The organism is Qipengyuania gaetbuli (assembly GCF_020524765.1).
GTDB classification, from domain to species: domain Bacteria; phylum Pseudomonadota; class Alphaproteobacteria; order Sphingomonadales; family Sphingomonadaceae; genus Qipengyuania; species Qipengyuania gaetbuli_A.
On sequence record NZ_JAIVLR010000001.1, the window covers coordinates 1,017,889 to 1,036,212 of the forward strand.

20 protein-coding genes are annotated in these 18,324 nt (G+C 65.9%); 13 read left to right on the plus strand and 7 right to left on the minus strand.

The features are described 5' to 3' along the window. Positions 1-38: 38 nt before the first annotated feature. The 5 genes from LC083_RS05200 to LC083_RS05220 all read left to right on the plus strand — a co-directional run bounded on the left by LC083_RS05200 (position 39) and on the right by LC083_RS05220 (position 5,689). A complete protein-coding gene (locus tag LC083_RS05200) occupies positions 39-1,850 on the plus strand; it encodes an ABC transporter transmembrane domain-containing protein (RefSeq protein WP_226699476.1) in 1,812 nt (603 codons plus the stop codon). A 148-nt stretch (positions 1,851-1,998) separates the two neighbouring features. Further along, positions 1,999-4,113, plus strand: a complete 2,115-nt coding sequence (locus LC083_RS05205; RefSeq protein WP_226699477.1) for a M13 family metallopeptidase — start codon at positions 1,999-2,001, stop codon at positions 4,111-4,113. Positions 4,114-4,192: 79 nt separating this feature from the next. Further along, on the plus strand, positions 4,193-4,987 hold the full coding sequence (locus LC083_RS05210) for an undecaprenyl-diphosphate phosphatase (protein WP_226699478.1): 795 nt from the start codon (positions 4,193-4,195) through the stop codon (positions 4,985-4,987). Between the two features lie 97 nt (positions 4,988-5,084). Beyond that, positions 5,085-5,339, plus strand: a complete 255-nt coding sequence (locus tag LC083_RS05215) for a hypothetical protein (protein ID WP_160608351.1) — start codon at positions 5,085-5,087, stop codon at positions 5,337-5,339. 80 nt (positions 5,340-5,419) lie between these two features. After that, positions 5,420-5,689: a hypothetical protein gene (locus tag LC083_RS05220; RefSeq protein WP_226699479.1), complete on the plus strand. Its 270-nt coding sequence runs from the start codon at positions 5,420-5,422 to the stop codon at positions 5,687-5,689. Between the two features lie 72 nt (positions 5,690-5,761). Here LC083_RS05220 and phhA read toward each other — a convergent pair whose 3' ends face one another. Further along, a complete protein-coding gene (gene phhA / locus LC083_RS05225) occupies positions 5,762-6,700 on the minus strand; it encodes a phenylalanine 4-monooxygenase (RefSeq protein WP_226699480.1) in 939 nt (312 codons plus the stop codon). Positions 6,701-6,752: 52 nt separating this feature from the next. On the opposite strand from phhA, the gene ppk2 reads away from it, so the two are divergent. Continuing rightward, positions 6,753-7,529, plus strand: a complete 777-nt coding sequence (gene ppk2, locus LC083_RS05230; protein WP_224831335.1) for a polyphosphate kinase 2 — start codon at positions 6,753-6,755, stop codon at positions 7,527-7,529. On the opposite strand, the gene LC083_RS05235 is transcribed toward ppk2, so the two are convergent. The 6 genes from LC083_RS05235 to LC083_RS05260 all read right to left on the minus strand — a co-directional run bounded on the left by LC083_RS05235 (position 7,526) and on the right by LC083_RS05260 (position 12,626). Next, the gene (locus tag LC083_RS05235; protein ID WP_226699481.1) at positions 7,526-8,380 is read right to left on the minus strand and encodes a MaoC family dehydratase N-terminal domain-containing protein; all 855 of its coding nucleotides are present in this window, start codon (positions 8,378-8,380) and stop codon (positions 7,526-7,528) included. The two genes, ppk2 and LC083_RS05235, sit on opposite strands and share 4 nt — an antisense overlap. Further along, positions 8,380-9,612 (minus strand): acetyl-CoA C-acetyltransferase, encoded by a 1,233-nt coding sequence (locus LC083_RS05240; protein ID WP_226699482.1) that lies wholly within the window; start codon positions 9,610-9,612, stop codon positions 8,380-8,382. Before LC083_RS05240 ends, LC083_RS05235 begins: the two co-directional genes overlap by 1 nt. 19 nt (positions 9,613-9,631) lie before the next feature. Further along, on the minus strand, positions 9,632-10,855 hold the full coding sequence (locus tag LC083_RS05245; RefSeq protein ID WP_226699483.1) for a CoA transferase: 1,224 nt from the start codon (positions 10,853-10,855) through the stop codon (positions 9,632-9,634). A 3-nt stretch (positions 10,856-10,858) separates the two neighbouring features. Beyond that, the gene (locus LC083_RS05250) at positions 10,859-12,040 is read right to left on the minus strand and encodes an acyl-CoA dehydrogenase family protein (RefSeq protein WP_226699484.1); all 1,182 of its coding nucleotides are present in this window, start codon (positions 12,038-12,040) and stop codon (positions 10,859-10,861) included. A gap of 5 nt (positions 12,041-12,045) precedes the next feature. Beyond that, complete coding sequence (locus LC083_RS05255; RefSeq protein WP_224831340.1) at positions 12,046-12,246, minus strand: hypothetical protein; 201 nt, start codon at positions 12,244-12,246, stop codon at positions 12,046-12,048. 92 nt (positions 12,247-12,338) lie between these two features. Further along, positions 12,339-12,626, minus strand: a complete 288-nt coding sequence (locus tag LC083_RS05260) for a hypothetical protein (RefSeq protein WP_160608359.1) — start codon at positions 12,624-12,626, stop codon at positions 12,339-12,341. 129 nt (positions 12,627-12,755) lie between these two features. On the opposite strand from LC083_RS05260, the gene recQ reads away from it, so the two are divergent. Genes recQ through LC083_RS05295 form a run of 7 tightly spaced genes read left to right on the plus strand, consistent with a single transcriptional unit; the run spans position 12,756 to position 18,315 of the window. Continuing rightward, entirely contained in the window at positions 12,756-14,540 is a 1,785-nt protein-coding gene (gene recQ / locus LC083_RS05265; RefSeq protein WP_226699485.1) for a DNA helicase RecQ, read from the plus strand. Positions 14,541-14,596: 56 nt separating this feature from the next. Beyond that, entirely contained in the window at positions 14,597-15,508 is a 912-nt protein-coding gene (locus LC083_RS05270) for an SPFH domain-containing protein (RefSeq protein WP_226699486.1), read from the plus strand. Between the two features lie 23 nt (positions 15,509-15,531). After that, a complete protein-coding gene (locus tag LC083_RS05275) occupies positions 15,532-15,741 on the plus strand; it encodes a toxin-antitoxin system HicB family antitoxin (protein WP_226699487.1) in 210 nt (69 codons plus the stop codon). An 8-nt stretch (positions 15,742-15,749) separates the two neighbouring features. After that, positions 15,750-16,697, plus strand: coding sequence for an alpha/beta hydrolase (locus LC083_RS05280; RefSeq protein WP_226699488.1), 948 nt, complete (start codon positions 15,750-15,752; stop codon positions 16,695-16,697). After that, positions 16,697-16,957 (plus strand): hypothetical protein, encoded by a 261-nt coding sequence (locus LC083_RS05285; protein ID WP_226699489.1) that lies wholly within the window; start codon positions 16,697-16,699, stop codon positions 16,955-16,957. The genes LC083_RS05280 and LC083_RS05285 overlap by 1 nt, the downstream gene beginning before the upstream one ends. Positions 16,958-16,989: 32 nt before the next feature. Beyond that, positions 16,990-18,003: a right-handed parallel beta-helix repeat-containing protein gene (locus tag LC083_RS05290; RefSeq protein ID WP_319003415.1), complete on the plus strand. Its 1,014-nt coding sequence runs from the start codon at positions 16,990-16,992 to the stop codon at positions 18,001-18,003. Positions 18,004-18,051: 48 nt separating this feature from the next. Next, a complete protein-coding gene (locus LC083_RS05295) occupies positions 18,052-18,315 on the plus strand; it encodes a DksA/TraR family C4-type zinc finger protein (RefSeq protein WP_226699490.1) in 264 nt (87 codons plus the stop codon). Positions 18,316-18,324 lie beyond the last annotated feature (9 nt).

An 18,324-nucleotide genomic window follows, 5' to 3' on the forward strand; every position in this document is an offset into this window, starting at 1 on the left:
CTGTGGATTTTGCGCCGCAGCGAGCCTAGTTGACCGGCATGGACGAGACGGGTTCGAACGAAAAGAAGCGCCGCAAGCTGTTCCGCCGCGACAAGGATGCGGAACCGCGCAGCCTCAAGCCGCTGCGCATGGTGTTCGAGGAAGCGCGCAAATATCCCGGCCACGTGGCGATGGCGCTGGTTGCGCTGGTCGTAACCGCGGCCGCCACCCTCGCCATTCCGGCAGGCTTCAAGCTGGTGGTCGACCGCGGCTTTGCCGGCGATGGCGGCGATATAGGCCGCTGGTTCCAGTACCTGCTGCTGATCGTCGGCGTGCTCGCCATGGGCACGGCCGCGCGGTTCTATTTCGTCAGCTGGCTGGGCGAACGCGTGGTCGCCGACGTGCGCATGCGCGTGCAGGCCAACCTCCTGCGCCTGGCGCCGGGCTTCTACGAAGAGAACAGCCCCAAGGAAATCTCCAGCCGCATGACCAGCGACACCGCGCTGATCGAGCAGGTCGTGGGCACCACGATTTCCGTCGCGCTGCGCAATTTCCTCGTCGCAGTGGGCGGCACGATCTACCTTTTCACGCTGGTCCCCAGCCTGACGCTGGGCCTGTTCCTGATCATCCCTGCGATAACCATCCCCATCACCGTCTTCGGACGCCGCCTGCGCACGGTCAGCCGTACCAGCCAGGACCGCGTGGCCGACATCGGCGCGATGGTGACCGAAGTGCTGTCGGCGATGAAGATCGTCCAGGGCTTCAACCAGGAAGCGCGCGAGCACGAACGTTTCGGCGCCGCGGTCGAGCGCACCTTTTCGGTCGCCAAGCGCCGCATCCTCATCCGCGCGGTGCTGACGGCCTGCATCATCCTGTTCATCTTCGGCGGGATCACAGTGCTGGTCTGGCGCGGCGCGGAAGCCGCCAACGCCGGCACGATCAGCTACGGCACGATCTTCGCCTTCGTGCTGACGGCCGGCCTCGTCGCCGGAGCCTTCGGTGCCCTGACGGAAGTCTACGGCGATCTCCTGCGCGCCTCGGGCGCGGCCAGCCGCCTGACCGAGCTGCTGGAGGAAAAACCGACCATCGCTCCGCCCGCGCGCCCCGAAGCCCTGCCCGAGCCGCCGCGCGGCAGCCTGTCGTTCCGCAACGTGACTTTCCGCTATCCTACGCGACTGGAAACCCCGGCGCTCGCCGATTTCAGCCTCGAGATCGAGCCGGGCGAGACGGTCGCCATCGTCGGCCCTTCGGGCGGCGGCAAGTCGACCATCTTCCAGCTGGCAGAGCGGTTCTATGACCCGCAGGCCGGCAGCGTGCGCATCGACGGCATCCCGCTGACCAGCGCCGATCCGGCCGAAATCCGCCGCCGCATCGCTTTCGTGCCGCAGGAAGGCGTACTGTTTTCTGCCAGCGCGCGCGACAATCTGCGCTACGGCAATTGGGATGCGTCGGAAGAGGACATCTGGACCGCTGCGCGCGCCGCCAATGCCGCCGAATTCCTCGAAAAGCTCCCCCAGGGCCTCGACACCTATCTCGGCGAGAACGGTACGCAGCTGTCGGGCGGCCAGCGCCAGCGTGTCGCGATTGCCCGTGCGCTGCTGCGCGATGCTCCGATCCTGCTGCTGGACGAGGCGACGAGCGCGCTCGATGCCGAGAGCGAGCGGCTGGTGCAGGACGCGCTCGAACGGCTGATGGAAGACCGCACCACGCTGGTCATCGCTCACCGCCTCGCCACCGTGCGCGCCGCCGACCGGATCGTGGTGATGGAGGAGGGGCGCATCGTCGAGCAGGGCACGCACGACCAGCTGGCATCCGCAGGCGGCCTCTATGCCCGCCTCGCATCGCTGCAGTTCACGCTCGAAAGCGCCTGACAAACCGCCCTTTCAGGGACGAAAATCGACCAATCCCCTTGCGGGCACGACGAAAGGCGACCGCGCCGCGCGCCTGCTGCTAGCAAGGCTGCGCACGGCCCTACGCGCGCGGGGGAGCACGCGAGGCCGGGACGAAAGGACAACACACATGACCAGGACTATTCTCGCTGCCGGCGCATCCGCGCTTGCGTTGATGATGGCGGTGCCCGCCGCCGCCGAGGAGGCAGAAGCCCCGACCATGGATTTCGGCACCTGGGGTGTCGGCACCGACCTGATCGACAAGACCGTCGATCCGGGCGACGATTTCAACGCCTACGTCAACGGCAAGTGGGTCGCGGAAAACGAAATTCCCGCCGACCGCCAGCGTTATGGCGCCTTCGACATGCTGCGCGAAGGTTCGGTCCGCGACGTGCAGAAGCTGGTCAACGACCTCGTCGCTTCGAACCCGGCTCCGGGCACGCAGGCCCGCCGCATCGTCGATGCCTACAATTCCTTCATGAACGTGGAAGCGATCGATGCCAGCGGCATCGCGCCCGCCCAGCCCTATCTCGACGCGATTGCCGGCGCCAAGGACCTGGAGGCGCTGGTGCGCCTGTTCGGCCAGCCGGAATATCCCTCGCTGGTGAGCGCGGGCGTGACCATCGATGCCCGCAACCCGACCCAGTATGCGGTTGGGCTCAACTTCAACGGCACCGGCCTTCCCGACCGCGACTATTACCTCGTGGATTCGGAAAGCAACCTGAAGATCCGCGCCGCTTACAAGGAATTGCTGTCAACCCTGCTGGGCAAGGCCGGATACACCGATCCGGTGGCTGCGGCAGAAGCGGTCTATGCCTTCGAGCACAAGGTCGCCGAACTCGAATGGGCCCGCCAGGTCCTGCGCATGCCGACGCTCACCTATAACGAGCTCAGCCCGGCCGACGTCTCCGCAATGGCGGGCGACTTCCCGATCGACGCGCTGCTCGAATCCGCACAGCTCGGCGGGCAGGAGCGTTACCTCGTGCGCCAGATCCCGCCGACCGCGGAGGAAATCGAGCAGCTCGGCCTGACGCCCGAACAGCTTTCGATGATCGGCGGCGGCCTGCCGGCGATGATGAAGCTGCTGCAGGAAACCCCGCTTGCCACGCTCAAGGCATATATGGCCAAGAGCTTCCTGTCCTCGAGCGCCTCGGTCCTCTCGACCGAACTCGACGATGCAGTGTTCGATTTCTACGGCCGCACCATCAACGGCCAGGAAAAGCAGCAGGACCGCTGGAAGCGCGCGATCAGCGCGGTCGAGGGTGCGCTGGGCGAACAGCTGGGCAAGCTCTACGTCGAACGCCACTTCCCGCCCGAGAGCAAGGCCGCGATGGACGAGCTCGTGGCGAACCTGTCGCGTTCGATGGGCATGGCGCTCGACAAGAACGACTGGATGACGCCCGACACGATCACCCAGGCGCGCGAGAAGCTGAACGGCTTCGTCCCGATGATCGGCTATCCCGACGAGTTCGAAACCTATGACGGCCTCGAGATCGATCCTGCAGACCCGCTGGGCAACCGCCTCAACACGATCCGTTGGGCCGTCGAGGATTCGCGCGCGCGCCTCGGCACCGAAGTCGACCCGAGCGAATGGGGCATGACCCCGCAGACGGTGAATGCCTATTATTCGCCGCTGACCAACCGCATCGTCTTCCCGGCCGCGATCCTGCAGCCGCCCTTCTTCAATGCCAGCGCCGACCCGGCCGTGAACTACGGCGGTATCGGTGCGGTGATCGGTCACGAGATCGGCCATGGCTATGACGACCAGGGTTCGCAGTACGATGCCAAGGGCACGCTCAGGAACTGGTGGCAGGACAACGACCGCAAGGGCTTCGAGCAGTACACCGCCCGCATGGCGGAATTCATCGAGGCCTATTGCCCGGTCGACAGCCCCGAAGGCCCGGTCTGCCTGCGCGGCCGCCAGTCGATGGGCGAAACGCTGGGCGACGTGGTCGGCCTGCAGATGGCTTACCGCGCCTACAAGCTGTCGCTGAACGGAGCCGAAGCGCCGGTGATCGACGGGCTGACCGGCGACCAGCGCTTCTTCCTCGGCTTCGCGCAGATCTGGCGCGGGATGGAGCGCGAGGAATCCCTGCGTAACCGCGTGATGACCGCCAACCACCCGCCGGGCGAATTCCGCCTGAACAACGCCGTGCGCCACATCGATGCATGGTACGACGCGTTCGACGTGGGTCCGGACGATGCGCTCTACCTGCCCCCGGAACAGCGCATCTCCATCTGGTAAGCGCATTCCGGCGCAGAAATGCATTGGGGCGGAGCAGGTCGCTTGACTTGCTCCGCCCTTTGTCCATGGGGCTGAAGCCATGACCTTCTTCCAAGAACTGCTGATCGCGCTGGTGCAGGGGATCACTGAATTCCTCCCGATTTCGTCGTCGGGGCACCTGATCCTCATTCCCAAGCTGACCGATTTCCCCGACCAGGGGCCGCTGATCGATGTCGCGGTCCATGTCGGCTCGCTGCTCGCGATTATCCTTTACTTCCGCAAGGACGTGATGGGCCTGGCGCGGGGCGGCTTCGCCAGCGTGGGAATCGGCAAAGACGATCCGCAGCGCCGCCTGTTCTGGTTCGTCGCCATCGGCACGATCCCGGCGGTCGCGCTGGGCCTGTTTCTGAAGATGGGCGACTATCTCGAAGGCTTCCGCTCGACCCAGCTCGTGGCGACCAACCTGATCGTCTTCGGTATCCTGCTCGGCATCGCCGACCGCTTCGGGCGCGAGACCAAGGCATACGAGGACATGAGCCTGCGCGATGCGATCCTCGTCGGTTTTGCTCAGGCGATGGCGCTGATCCCTGGCACCAGCCGTTCCGGCGCGACCATGACTGCAGCGCGCGCGCTGGGTTATTCGCGCGTCGAATCCGCCCGCTTCTCGTTCCTGCTGGCCATTCCTGCCGTCGCCGGAGCGGGCCTGTTGGCAGCGCTCGACCTGGCCGAGGCGACAGCGCAGATGCAGCAGGATGCGCTGGTGGCCGGAACGCTCACCTTCTTCACCGCGCTTGCGACGATGATCTTCCTCATGAATTTCCTGAAGAAAGCATCGATGATGGTCTTCGTCCTCTACCGCGTTGCGCTGGGCGCGGCCTTGCTGATCTTCCTCTAGGCCCCGCCACCTTTTCAGCCTTCTTTTCGTCACAATCGCGGAACCATTCGTGGCAATGCGGTTTTACTGGTCACGAAGTAACCGCAAGGACTGACCGATGGGTCTGATCATTCTGGTCGTAACCGGTGCCCTCCTGGGCTGGCTGGGAACGATCGCACTGAAAATCGAAGATGGCCGTGCCATTCTCCGCAACGTGCTCGCCGGCATTGCCGGTTCGCTCGTGGTGGGGATCGCGACCTCTGGCGGCGTGTTCCTCGGAGCGATCCGTGGAAGCACCCTGCTGTGGGCCGTGTTGGGCGCCATCGTCGCGATCGGGCTCTACAACTTCGTCCGTCAGCGGGCTGTCCGCTGACAGGCGGTCCCACCCACACCTGACTACCAGTAGGGGGCCGTCATCCCGGCTGCTCCCGATTTTAAAAGGGGAAGACTGAAATGAAGTTCAACAAAGCTGCCATCGTCGCTTCGGCTGCCGCACTGAGCCTCGGCCTCGCTGCTTGCGACGGCCCGACCGAAGAAGGCATGGAAGATGCCGCCGAACAGGCTGAATCGGAACTGGACGCACAGGCTGAAGCCATGGAAGACGCCGGCGCTCCCGAAGCACAGGTCGAAGCCGTCGAAGACCAGGCCGATGCCGTCGAAGACGCAGGCGAAGCTGCTGCCGACACCACCGGCGAAGCCATGGACAACGCAGCCGGCGAATAAGCTGAAGCTGCGGCGTTACGCCACAATAGCGGCCCGGGAGCAATCCCGGGCCGTTTTGCTTTAGGGAATGGCCTAGACCGGCTTCGCGCCGCTGCCGCGCCCGCCGCGCAGCGTGTATTCCAGCGTGCCTTCGTTCACCACGTAATCGACGTCGATCACTGCCGTATTGGCGTAGGTGAAGCCCGGGCCGAGATGGCGGTAGAGCTTGTCGAAATCGCGCTCCACTGTCTGGCGGTACAGGTCCTCGAAGCTCTCGATCACGAAATAGGTCGGCTGCAGGTCGCTGATCACGTAATCGGTGCGCATGACGCGGTCGACGTTGAGCATGATGCGGTTGGGGCTCTTCGCCTCGGTCGCATAGACGACTTCGGTCGGGCCGGAGAGGATGCCCGCGCCGTATGCCTTGATGCCGTCCTTTTCCTGGATCAGGCCGAATTCGACCGTGTACCAGTAGAGCGAGCCCAGCGCCTTCAAGCGGTTGTAGCGCATCGCCTTCCAACCGGCGCGGCCGTATTCCTGCATGTAATCGGCATAGACCGGGTCGGTCAGCATCGGCACGTGGCCGAACACGTCGTGGAAGACGTCCGGCTCCTGGATGTAGTCGAAGGTCTCGCGCGTGCGGATGAAATTGCCAGCCGGGAAACGGCGGTTGGCAAGGTGCCAGAAGAACACGTGATCGGGGATCAGCATCGGCACCGGCACGACCGTCCACCCGGTCAGCGCATCCAAGTCTTCCGAGAGCCTACCGAATTCGGGCACGCCCCCGCGGTTGAGATTGAGCTTTTCGAGGCCCGCCATGAACGCGCTCGCCGCGCGGCCGGGCAGCACTTCCATCTGGCGGGCGAACAGGTCGTTCCAGATCGCATCGTCTTCGGACGAATACTGCGTCTGCGCCGGTTCAAGCCAGTCGTCGCCCACGTGGGCGGGCTTTTTCAGCGGTGCGGTAAAGACATCTGCCGGAAGGTCGGGCAAACGGCTGAAGTCATGTTCGGGTTCTGCTAGAGTCGCCATAGTTGCCATTGATACTACCTTTGGCGGCCCGATACAAACCGCAGGCGGGGGGATGCCTTTGAAAAAGGACGAATACGAAGACGCGATCGAGCCGATGCAGGCCGAACTGGTCGGCATGGCACGCTGGGCGCGCACGACCGGGCAGCGCATCGTGGTGATTTTCGAGGGGCGCGATACGGCTGGCAAGGGCGGCGCGATCAAGGCGGTGCGCGAACAGCTGAACCCGCGCCAGTGCCGGGTAGTGGCCCTGTCGAAACCGACCGAGGCCGAACTGACGCAGTGGTATTTCCAGCGCTATGTCGCTCACCTGCCGAGCGCGGGCGAAATCGTCCTGTTCGACCGCAGCTGGTACAACCGTGCCGGGGTCGAGAAGGTCATGGGCTATGCCGACGAGGAGCAGGTTGAGGATTTCCTCCGCCAGGTCCCGACGTTCGAAAGGATGCTGGTCGATGACGGCATCCTGCTGTTCAAATACTGGCTCGGGACCGACCAGGCGCAGCAGGAAGAACGCCTGCGCGAACGGCTTGAAGACCCGCTGAAGCGCTGGAAGCTGTCGCCCGTCGACCTCGCCGCGCGCGACAAATACGATGCCTATACGCAGGCTCGCGAGGCCATGTTGGCAGCGACAAACACCGAATGGGCGCCGTGGACGCTGGTCGATTTCAACGACCAGAAGCGCGGACGGCTGACGCTGGTACGCGACCTGCTCGACCGCTTGCCGGATACGAAGGTTGAAGCGCCCGCGATCGAGTTTCCCGACCTAGGCCACGAACCTGCGGTGGAGACCTATGCGCAGATCCAGCCGCTGCCCGGCTACCCGGTCACCTAGGCGAGCGTCGCACTCGCCTTCACGACCTGCCGGCCATCGGCGGCAAAGGCGCCCATCTCGATATCCTCGCCCGTGCCGCGCAGGACAAGGTGCAGCGGCTCGCCGCAGATCGCCGGGCTGACCCCGCGGAAGGTGAAGCTCGCCAGGCGATTCTCGCCGAAATGCGCGCCGGCGAGCTGGAGCAGCAGGCTGGTGCTGAGCGGACCGTGGACCACGAGGCCGCGATACCGCTCCACCCGCTGCGCATAAGGCGCGTCATAGTGGATCCGGTGCGTGTTGAAGGTCAGCGCCGAATAGCGAAACAGCAGCCGTTCGTCGGGCAGGACTTCGCGGTGCGCGTCCCAGCCCGCCGGATCGAAGCTGCCCCCGTCCGTTTCTGGGGGCGAAAGCGGGGCGTCGGGAGCCAGCCCTTCGAGATAGACGATGCTCTGCCGCTCGCTCACCGCCAGCACGCCGTCGGCGCGGGTTTCGTGATCGACCTCGACGAAAACCATCTCGCCGCGGCTGCCCGACTTGGGCGTGACCGAGGCGACCCTGCTGGTCCGCTCGATGGCGGCACCGATGGTCACGGGCGCATGGAAGCGCATCGCGCTCGATGCCCACATCCTGCGCGGCAGGGGCACGGGCGGCAGGAAGCTCGTCATGTCGTCATCGCGGACCGGGTGCCCGTCGGGCGCCAGATCGCCCGTGCGCGCGTCGGGCGCGCAGAGGCACAGATGGATGCCCTGCGGCATGGCCGTATCCGGCGGCGCAGCGCGGTCGAAGGTCGCGCACCATTGCGCCGCCAGCCGGGGCCCCAGCACGTCGCGGGCGCGCATTTCGCGCCCGACCCATTCCTGCCAGTCCGGCATCAGGCGGCCCGCTCGAACACGGCGGCCATGCCCTGCCCGCCGCCGATGCACATGGTTTCCAGCCCGTAGCGCACCTCGCGGCGCTGCATCTCGTGCGCCATGTCGGCGAGGATGCGGATGCCGGTCGCGCCGATCGGGTGGCCGAGCGAGATGCCCGAGCCGTTGACATTGACGATGTCGCGGCGACTGTCGTCCTCGGCAAAGCCCCAGCCCTTCAGCACCGCGAGCGCCTGCGGGGCGAATGCCTCGTTGAGTTCGATGAGGCCGATATCGTCCCAGCCAAGACCGTTTCGCGCGAACAGCCGTTCGACCGCCGGAACCGGACCGATGCCCATGCGGCTGGGATCGCAGCCTGCCGCGCTCCACGAATGGAACCACAGGATCGGCTCGAGCCCTAGTTCCTCGACCTTGTCTTCCGCCACCACGAGGCAAGCGGCGGCGGCATCGTTCTGCTGGCTGGCATTGCCCGCCGTCACGACCGCGTCGGGATCGCGCTTGATATCGATCGGACGCAGCGCCGACAGCGTTTCCATGCTGGCGTCCTCGCGGAAGCCCTCGTCCCTCGCGAAGACGACGGGATCGCCCCTGCGGGCGGGGATTTCGACCGGCACGAGCTGTTCATCGAACTTGCCCTCGGCCCATGCCTTCGCCGCATTCATGTGGCTGCGCACGGCAAACTCGTCCGATGCCTCGCGCGAAATGCCATAGTCCTTCGCGAGGTTTTCGGCCGTCTCGATCATGCCGGTGATGATGCCGAAGCGCTCGATCGGCTGGCTCATCAGGCGCCCGCGCGTGAGACGGTCCCACAGAACCATGTCGCCGAGGCGCGCGCCGTGGCGGGCCTTGGTCGTGTAATGCTCGACATTGCTCATGCTCTCGACGCCGCCGGCCAGCACGCAATCCGCCATGCCGGTCTGGACCATCATCGCTGCCGTCGCGACTGCCTGCAGGCCGGAGCCGCAGCGCCGGTCGAGCTGCATGCCGGGCACTTCGATGGGCAGTCCTGCGGCGAGCCAGCTCCAGCGCCCGATGGCGGGGGCCTCGCCGCTGCCGTAACCCTGGCTGAAGACGACGTCGTCGACGCGCGCGGGATCGACGCCGGATCGGTCGACCAGCGCCTTGATGATGACTGCGCCCAGTGCACCCGCCTCCAGCGGGGCGAGGCTGCCGAGATACTTGCCCACGGGCGTGCGCAAGGGCTTGCAGATGGCGACGCGGCGAAGCTGGGTCATGGTCTAGTCCCTCGAGAAATCAGGCATCGGAAAGGCGGGCGATATCGCGGTCGATCAGGTCGCCGATCGCGCCGGAGGACAGGCCGAGCCGTTCGGCAAGCACCTGTTCGGTATGCTGCCCCAGATAAGGTGCGGGAGCAGGCGGCGCAGCCTCGCGGCCCGGGATGTTCGCAAAGCTGCGGGTGGCGGGATATTCGAAGCCCGAAGGGTTGGCGCTGGTGCGCGTAAAGAGCGGGTTCTGGTCCACCAGAACGGCGTCGTTCGCCGCCTCGTGCATGGTGCGGTAGCGTTCGAACGTGCAGCCCTGCGCGCCCATGCGAGCAGCGAGGTCGTCCCACGACAGCGCATCGGCGCGGGACTGGAACAGGTCGAACAGGGCATGTCGATGCTCGAACCGCGGGCGGTCGCCATCGGCGAAACGCACTCCGCATTCCTGCTCCAGCGCGGCGATCTCCGCCTCCACTCCGAAGGCGGTGACGAGGCCGTCCCACTGCTTGGGCGTCAGCGCGGCGACCATGAAGCGCGTGCCGTCCTTGCTGCGAAAATCGCGTCCGAATGCGCCCCAGATCGCATTGCCGAGCCGTTCGCGGTCCGCCCCGCGATAGAGCATTTCGGCCATCGCCCCGCTGTTGGCGACCGTGCCAATGGCCACGTCTCCCAGCGGCACGCGCAATTCGCTGCCCTCGCCCGTCTGGTCGCGGTGGCGGATCGCGGCGATCATGGCGAAGGCGCAATAGGCGCCGGTGATGAAGTCCCAGGCGGGCAGCACCTGGTTGACCGGAGGGGCGGTGGCCGGGTCCCAGTCTTCCGGCCCGCACATCAGCGGGTAGCCGCTTGCCGCATTGACTGTGAAATCCATCGCCTGCCGTCCGTCGTGCCAGCCCATGATGCGCAGGCTGACGAGGTCGTCGCGTTTCGCCGCCACGGCTTCGTGCGACAGGAAGCTCTTCTCCGGCAGATTGGTGATGAGATTGCCGGTCTTCGCTGCCAGTTCGACCAGCAGTTCGCGCCCTTCCGCGCTGCGCAGGTCTAGCGCGACCGACTTCTTCGCCCGGTTGAGGTTCTCCCAGCTTAAGCTGCGCCCCTCTTTTGTGAGCATGTAGCGGTCGTAGTCGAGCCCGCCTTCCTTGTGGTCGACACGGATCACCTCGGCACCCATCTGCGCGCAGTAGAGGCCGGCCGTGGGCGAGGCGACGAAGCTCGACGTCTCGATGATCGAGAGATCGCTGAGGAGCTTGTACACCCCTTACAGGCCCGCAGCGTAATCGCGCAGCATGTGCTTGGCGATCTGCAGCTGGAGGATCTGCGTCGTGCCCTCGTAGATGCGGTAGATGCGCGCATCGCGGAAGAACCGCTCTGCATCGTATTCGGCAAGGTAGCCCGCACCGCCGTAGAGCTGCACAACGCGGTCGACCACGCGGCCGCACATTTCGCTGGCGAAGACCTTGAAGGCCGCGGCCTGCTTGATTGCGTTCTCGCCGCGATCAACGCGGGCGGTCACGTCCGCCATCATCGCCTCGGCAGCGTAGATTTCGGTCCAGCTTTCCGCGAGCATCTGCTGGATCAGCTGGAAGTTGGCAATCGGTTCGCCGAAGGCCTGCCGCTCGTTGGCATAGCGGATCGCGCTGTCGAGCGCGCGGCGCGCATAGCCCGTGCTGGCCGCGCCCACGGAAATGCGGCCATTGTCGAGGCTCATCATGGCAAAGCGGAAACCCTGCCCCGTCTCTCCGCCCAGCAGCGCCTCGCCCGGCACGTGCACGTCGTCGAGCATGACGTCGGAGATATGGCTGCCCGACTGGCCCATCTTCTTGTCCGGGCTGCCGGTCGAAATGCCCGGCGTGTCCATCGGCACGATGAAGGCCGACACATGCGCGTTCTTGGGCAGCGCCTCCTTCTCGGTGCGCGCCATAATCAGCGCGACGTCGGCGTGGGGGGCGTTGGTGATGTAGCGCTTGGTGCCGTTGAGGATCCAGCCATTGCCGTCCGGATCGGGCCTGGCGAAGGTCTGCATCGCGGCGCTGTCGCTGCCGGAGCCCGGTTCGGTCAGGCCGAAACAGGCAATCGAGCCGCTGGCGATCTTCGGCCACCACTCGGCCTTCTGTGCGTCGGTACCGCCGTTCTTGATCGCGGAATTGAACATGCCGACATTGATCGAGAAGATCGAGCGGTAGGCCGGCGCGGCATAGGCCATGGTCTGCACCACTCGCGCATATTGCGTCACGTTCAGCCCTGCGCCGCCGTATTCCTCGGGCACGGTCAGGCCGAACAGGCCCATTTCCTTCATTTCGGCGAGGATATCGTCGGGGACCTTGTCGGTCTCGATCACTTCCGCCTCGGCCGGGATCAGCCGTTCGCGGACATATCGTTCAAGCTGGTCGAGGAACTGGTCGAAAACGTCGGAATCCATGCCCGGGTTGACGGTCGACATGGGGCTCACTCCTCTTCCGGTAATTCTGTTTCGTTTTTCTCGGGTGCGACCTCGGTTTCCAGCCGCTGCTCGTCGAGCATGCTGGCGGCATCTTCGAGCGCCTGCGCCTCTTCGACGCTGACAGGCTCGGGCCCTTCGTCACCGGCATCGCCGCAGGCGGCAAGCAGCAGGAGGGCGGGTGCGCAGGGGATCGCGAGTCGGGTCATGGCGGCGAACCTATCGCCGCGCCGCGCCTGCGCAAAATCCCCTACGGCAAGGGAGCGGGCGGGCCCTGCGAACAGGTCCGCCCGCCAGTCCATTACTGGCCTTCCTCGGCCATGGCATCCATCGCCGCTTCGGCAGTGGCGGCGGCATTGTCGCCGGCTTCCTCGATCGAGGCGGCTTCGGCGGCTTCCGCTGCGGCAGCGGTTTCCGAAACGTCGTTGGCCGATGCGTCGGCGACCGGCTCTTCCGTCACTTCTTCGAGCGCTTCGTCGGCAGCGATTTCGACGGTGTCGGCTTCGGCTTCCGTCGATGCGTCGTCGGCGCTGCCGCAGGCGGCAAGGGCGAGCGAGGCGGTGGCGGCGGCAAGAATGCGGAACTTCATCTGTATCTCCTATCGAACGCGCACGTCGGCGCGGGCGGAGGGTGGTTAATATGCCCTGCGCCCAAGGTCCAAGGGGAAAATGCATCTCCGCCGGTTGCGCCGCGCGAAGCGTGCCGCAAGAGGGGTGGCATGTCCCCGCTTGCGACCTCCGAACTCGAACGCGCCCGCACGGCCCTGCGCGCGACTTTCGGCTTCGACGGGTTCCGCGGCCGGCAGGAAGACGTGGTGGAGCGGGTGCTGCATGGGCAGTCCACCCTGGCGGTCATGCCGACAGGCGCGGGCAAGTCGCTCACCTACCAGCTTCCGGCAGTCATGCTCGAAGGGACCTGCGTGGTCATCAGCCCGCTGATCGCGCTCATGCACGACCAATTGCGCGGCGCACGGGCCAACGGCATCCGCGCCGCCACGCTGACCAGCGCCGATGCCGACTGGCGCGAGACGCAGGACGCCTTCCGCGCGGGCGAGCTCGACCTGCTCTACGTCGCGCCCGAACGGGCGAGCCAGCAGGGTTTCCGCGACTTCCTGACCGCGGCGCCGATCGCCCTGTTTGCCGTGGACGAGGCGCATTGCGTTTCGGAATGGGGTCACGACTTCCGCCCCGACTACCGCATGCTGCGCCCGCTGATGGACCAGTTCCCGCAGGTCGCGCGCCTGGCCCTGACCGCCACGGCGGACAGCCAGACTCGCCGCGACGTCATGGCGCAGCTCGGCATTCCCGATGACGGGCTGGTGCTGGCAGGGTTCGACCGGCCGAACATCAGTTATGCGATCCGCCCGCGCGACAACCCGGTGCGCCAGATCGCCGACCTCATGGCAAGCCAGCCGGGTCCGGGCATCGTCTACGCGCAGACGCGCCGCAAGGTGGAGGAGCTTGCCGAAAAGCTGGCCGCCGCGACAGGCCGCAGCGTGCTGCCCTATCACGCGGGCCTGCCGGCGGAGACGCGCGCGGCGAACCAGGCCGCCTTCGTCGCCAGCGAGGACATGGTGATCGTGGCGACCATCGCCTTCGGCATGGGCATCGACAAGCCCGACGTGCGCTTCGTCGCCCATGTCGGCGTGCCCAAGTCGATTGAGGGCTATTACCAGGAAACGGGCCGCGCGGGGCGCGACGGCGATCCTTCGCTGGCGACCATGTTCTGGGGCGCGGGCGATTTCGCCACGGCGCGCCAGCGGCTGGCCGAAGTGGCCGAAGACCGCCGCAACGCCGAACGCGCCAGGCTCGACGCGCTGGCCGGACTGGTCGAAACACCGCAGTGCCGCAGGGCCGTGCTGCTGCGCCATTTCGGGGAAGATCCGCCGGAGACTTGCGGCAATTGCGACAATTGCATCGACCCGCCTGCCGTGACCGATGCCACCGAGCTGGCGCGCAAGCTGCTGTCGGCGGTCTACCGCACCGGGCAGAGCTTCGGCATGGGCCATCTCCAAAAGGTGCTGGTCGGCGCGGAAGACGAGCGCGTGCGGCAGCGCGGACATGACCGCCTGAGCGTCTTCGGGATTGTCGAGGGCGAGGAGGCGCGCCTGCTCCAGCCGCTCGGCCGCGCGCTGCAGGCTCGCGGCGACCTCGTCCCGACCGAACACGGCGGGCTGGCGCTGGGCGGTGCCGCGCGCGAGATCCTGAAGGGCGAACGCGGGGTGGAAATCGTCGTGCCGCCGCGCCGTTCGCGTTCGCGCCGGGGCGATGCGGCAGCGAACCCCGTGGGCGACCCGCTGTTCGAGGCGCTGCGCGATTTGCGCCGCGAACTGGCGCAGGAAGCGCAGGTCCCGCCCTATGTGATCTTCCACGATTCGACCCTGCGCGAAATGGCGGCATCGCGCCCGTCCAGCCTTGCCGAACTCGGCCGGCTCGGCGGCGTGGGCGCGAAGAAGCTCGATGCCTATGGCGAGCGATTCCTGAGGGAAATCGCGAATCATTGACGACCCACATCTTTTGATATAATCATGATATCATAATTATATCGGAGGAGTGTGAGATGTCCGTCGAACTAACAGGGATGAAGACGAGCCGCGAAAGCGTGGCCACGAGTTACAACGGCTATGTGATGCTGCTGGTGCTGGTTGCACTGATTGCATTGCTGGCATTCGTATTGCCGGGCATGGCGCCCGAAAGCGGAGCATCGAAGGGCGCGAAGATCCTCTTCGTGGGCTCGCTGGTGTTCTCGGTTACGGCGGTGCTGGTCATTTCGGCCGGCTTCTTCATGATCCAGCCGAACCAGGCCGTGGTGATCACGCTGTTCGGCGAATACAAGGGATCGGAGCGGACCGAGGGGCTGCGCTGGATCTGGCCGTGGATGGGGCGCAACAAGATTTCCGCCCGCGCGCACAACGTCCATTCGGAACGCGTGAAGATCAACGACCTGCGCGGCAACCCGATCGAGATCGCCTGCAACGTCGTCTGGCGCGTGCGCGACACCGCGCAGGCCAGCTTCGACGTCGACGATTACAAGGAGTTCGTGAACATCCAGATCGAGGCGGGCCTCCGCACGGTCGGTTCGCGCCACCCCTACGACGATTTCGAAGGCGAGGAAGTGACGCTGCGCGGCGGCGCGGAAACCGTGAACCGCGAGCTGCTGGAAGAGCTGAACGACCGGCTCAAGGTCGCCGGTGTCGTGGTCGACGAGGCGGGCCTTACCCACCTCGCCTATGCCAGCGAGATCGCCAGCGCGATGCTCAAGCGCCAGCAGGCCGACGCGGTGATCGCGGCACGTTCCAAGATCGTGCTCGGCGCGGTGGGCATGGTCGAGGATGCGCTGACCAAACTGGCACAGGACGATATCGTCCACCTCGACGACGAACGCCGGGCCGCCATGGTCTCGAACCTGCTCGTCGTGCTGTGCGGCGAGAAGGACGCCCATCCGGTCGTGAACGCCGGCTCGATCTACTGATCGGCGCCTGACGGAGAGGCCTCGTGGCCAGAGCACCAGCAAAGAAAGCCTTCGCCTTGCGTCTCGATCCGGCAGTCCATGCCGCGATCGAGCGCCTGGCGGCGGACGAGCTCAGGAGCGCCAACGCGCAGATCGAGATGCTGCTGCGCGAAGCGTTGGAAAAGCGCGGGATCAGGGTGAAAGCCAGTCCGCAGCCCCAGCGCGGACGTCCCGCAAGAGAGGAACAGGAATGACCGTCAGCATGAAGACAGCCATCGCAGCAGCCGTGCTCGCAACGGGCACCGCGCCCGCTGCAGCACAGGTCGCGATCGAAGCGCCGGGGCCGGAAGGATCGCTCATCGGGACCTTCGTCGCTCCGGCCGAAGGCAAGCCGGTGGTGTTGGTCATCCCCGGATCGGGGCCGACCGACCGGGACGGCAATAACCCGATGGGCGTGACGGCGGCCCCCTACAAGCTGCTGGCCGAGGGTCTTGCCGAACGCGGCATCGGCACCCTGCGCGCCGACAAGCGCGGTCTGTTTGCCAGCAAGGCGGCGGTGGCCGATGCGAATGCGGTCACCATCTCCGACTATGTCGACGATGTGCTCGCCTGGTCCACGCTCGCCCGCGCGGTCACGGGGCGCGAATGCGTCTGGCTGCTCGGCCACAGCGAGGGCGGGCTGGTCGCGCTCGCAGCGCAGGAGCGGCTCGAGAATATCTGCGGGGTCGTTCTGGTCGCAGCACCTGCCCGCAGTTTCGGCACTCTCCTGCGCGAACAGCTGACGGCCAATCCCGCCAACGCTCCGATCCTTGCCGATGCGCTGTCGGCGATCGATGCGCTGGAAGCCGGCGAAAGGGTCGACGTGTCGGGCATGCATCCCGCGCTGCAAGGACTGTTCGCGCCGCAGGTGCAGGGCTTTCTGATCGATGCCATGCGCTACGATCCGGCGGCCATGGCTGCGAAGAGCAGCTTGCCTATACTCATCGTCCAAGGCGGCAAGGATATCCAGGTGCCGCAAACCGACGGAGAGCTGTTCCGCACATCGCAGCCCTCTGCGCGGTATGCCCTGCTTCCCGATATGAACCACGTGCTCAAGGACGTACCGGGCGACGACCGCGCGGCAAACCTAGCTGCCTATGGCGATCCTTCCCTGCCGCTCGCGCAAGGGCTGGTCGATGCCATTGCCGGCTTCGTCGAAGGAGGCGAATGATGAGCGAAGACGACGGAGCCTGGTTCGCTGCGAAGAGCCATGGTTATGGCTCGGGCCTTCCCGTCGCCTGGCAGGGCTGGGTCGTGCTTGTCGGCTATGTCGCGATCATGCTTGCAGCGGGCCTGCTCATCGAATGGGACGCTGAATTCGGAGCGCCTGTCGGTATCGCGATCTTCTTCATTGCGACCGTGGCTCTCACATTCATTGCCAAGGCGAAGACACGCGGCGGATGGAAATGGCGCTGGGGCAAGAAGGATTGATCCCGAAGCCTGCGGAGAGCACCCTTTCCGCGATGTTAACCATTATCCCCTATGCAAAAGCGATGGTTTCGCCCTTCGCCCTTGCCGCCGAACGCCTGCCGCGCTGGATCGTCGGCGGCGTCGCGGCCTTTGCGGTCGCGGCGATCCCGCTTGCCGCGGTCATGGCGCAGCCTGCTTCTTCAAGCTTTACGATCGCGGGAACAGGCCAGGGCTTCTCCAGCCTGCAAGCTGCAGTCGATGCCATCGGCCAGGGCAGCGGCACGGTCCTCATCGGAGCCGGCATCCACGAACAATGCGCCGTCCAGCGGGCTGGCCGCATCGAATACCGCGCGCAGGAACCCGGCCGGACGGTGCTCAACGGCACGATCTGCGAAGGCAAGGCCGCGCTGGTCCTGCGCGGTGAAGCGGCGCGTATCACGGGCCTCACCTTCACCAACATGCGAGTGCCCGAGAAGAACGGTGCAGGCATCCGGCTTGAAAACGGCACGCTGGACGTGAGCCAGACCTGGTTCCGCGACAGCGAACAAGGCATCCTGACCGTCAACGGCAAGCAGAGCCGCATCACCATCGACAAGTCGACCTTCACCCGTCTCGGCACCTGCGAAGGGCGCGGTGGATGTGCGCACTCCATCTACATCGGCGACTACGGCGAACTGGTCGTCACCCGTAGCCGGTTCGAGGAAGGGCGCGGCGGCCATTATGTGAAGTCGCGCGCCTCGCGGAACACTATTTCCGACAACAGCTTCGACGATACCGGCGGTCGCGTCACCAATTACATGATCGACCTGCCTTCCGGTGGTGCGGGGTCGATCACCGGCAACTGGTTCGTGCAGGGCAAGGACAAGGAAAACTGGTCGACTCTGATCGCCGTCGGCGCAGAGGGCGCGAAATATTCCTCCGACGGCCTCGTGATCGAGGGCAACGATGCCCGCCTTGCGCCCGGCATCACTCGTCAGCCCGTATTCGTGGCGGACTGGACGGGCGACCGGCTGGCTATCGGCAGGAATGCGCTCGGCCCCAATCTCAAGCCGTTCGAAACCCGCTGAGGAACGCCTAAGCCCCTACACCCGTTCTTGGGTCGAGGAGCTAGGACAATGGCAGGCGGATGGGCGCGCGACGGCGCGGTTCAGGACCAGATCGACGACACGGTGAGCGACGCGGTGAGCGCTGCGCGCGCGCGAATGCCGCGCGGGGAAAGCGCCGAATATTGCGACGAATGCGGCGAGGAAATCCCGGAGAAACGCCGCGAGGCCCTGCCGGGCGTGCGGACGTGCGTGGCTTGCCAGTCGGCACGCGATGCTTCGGTCCGCCATTCGGCGATAAACCGTCGCGGTAGCAAGGACAGCCAGTTGCGCTGAGGCGCGATT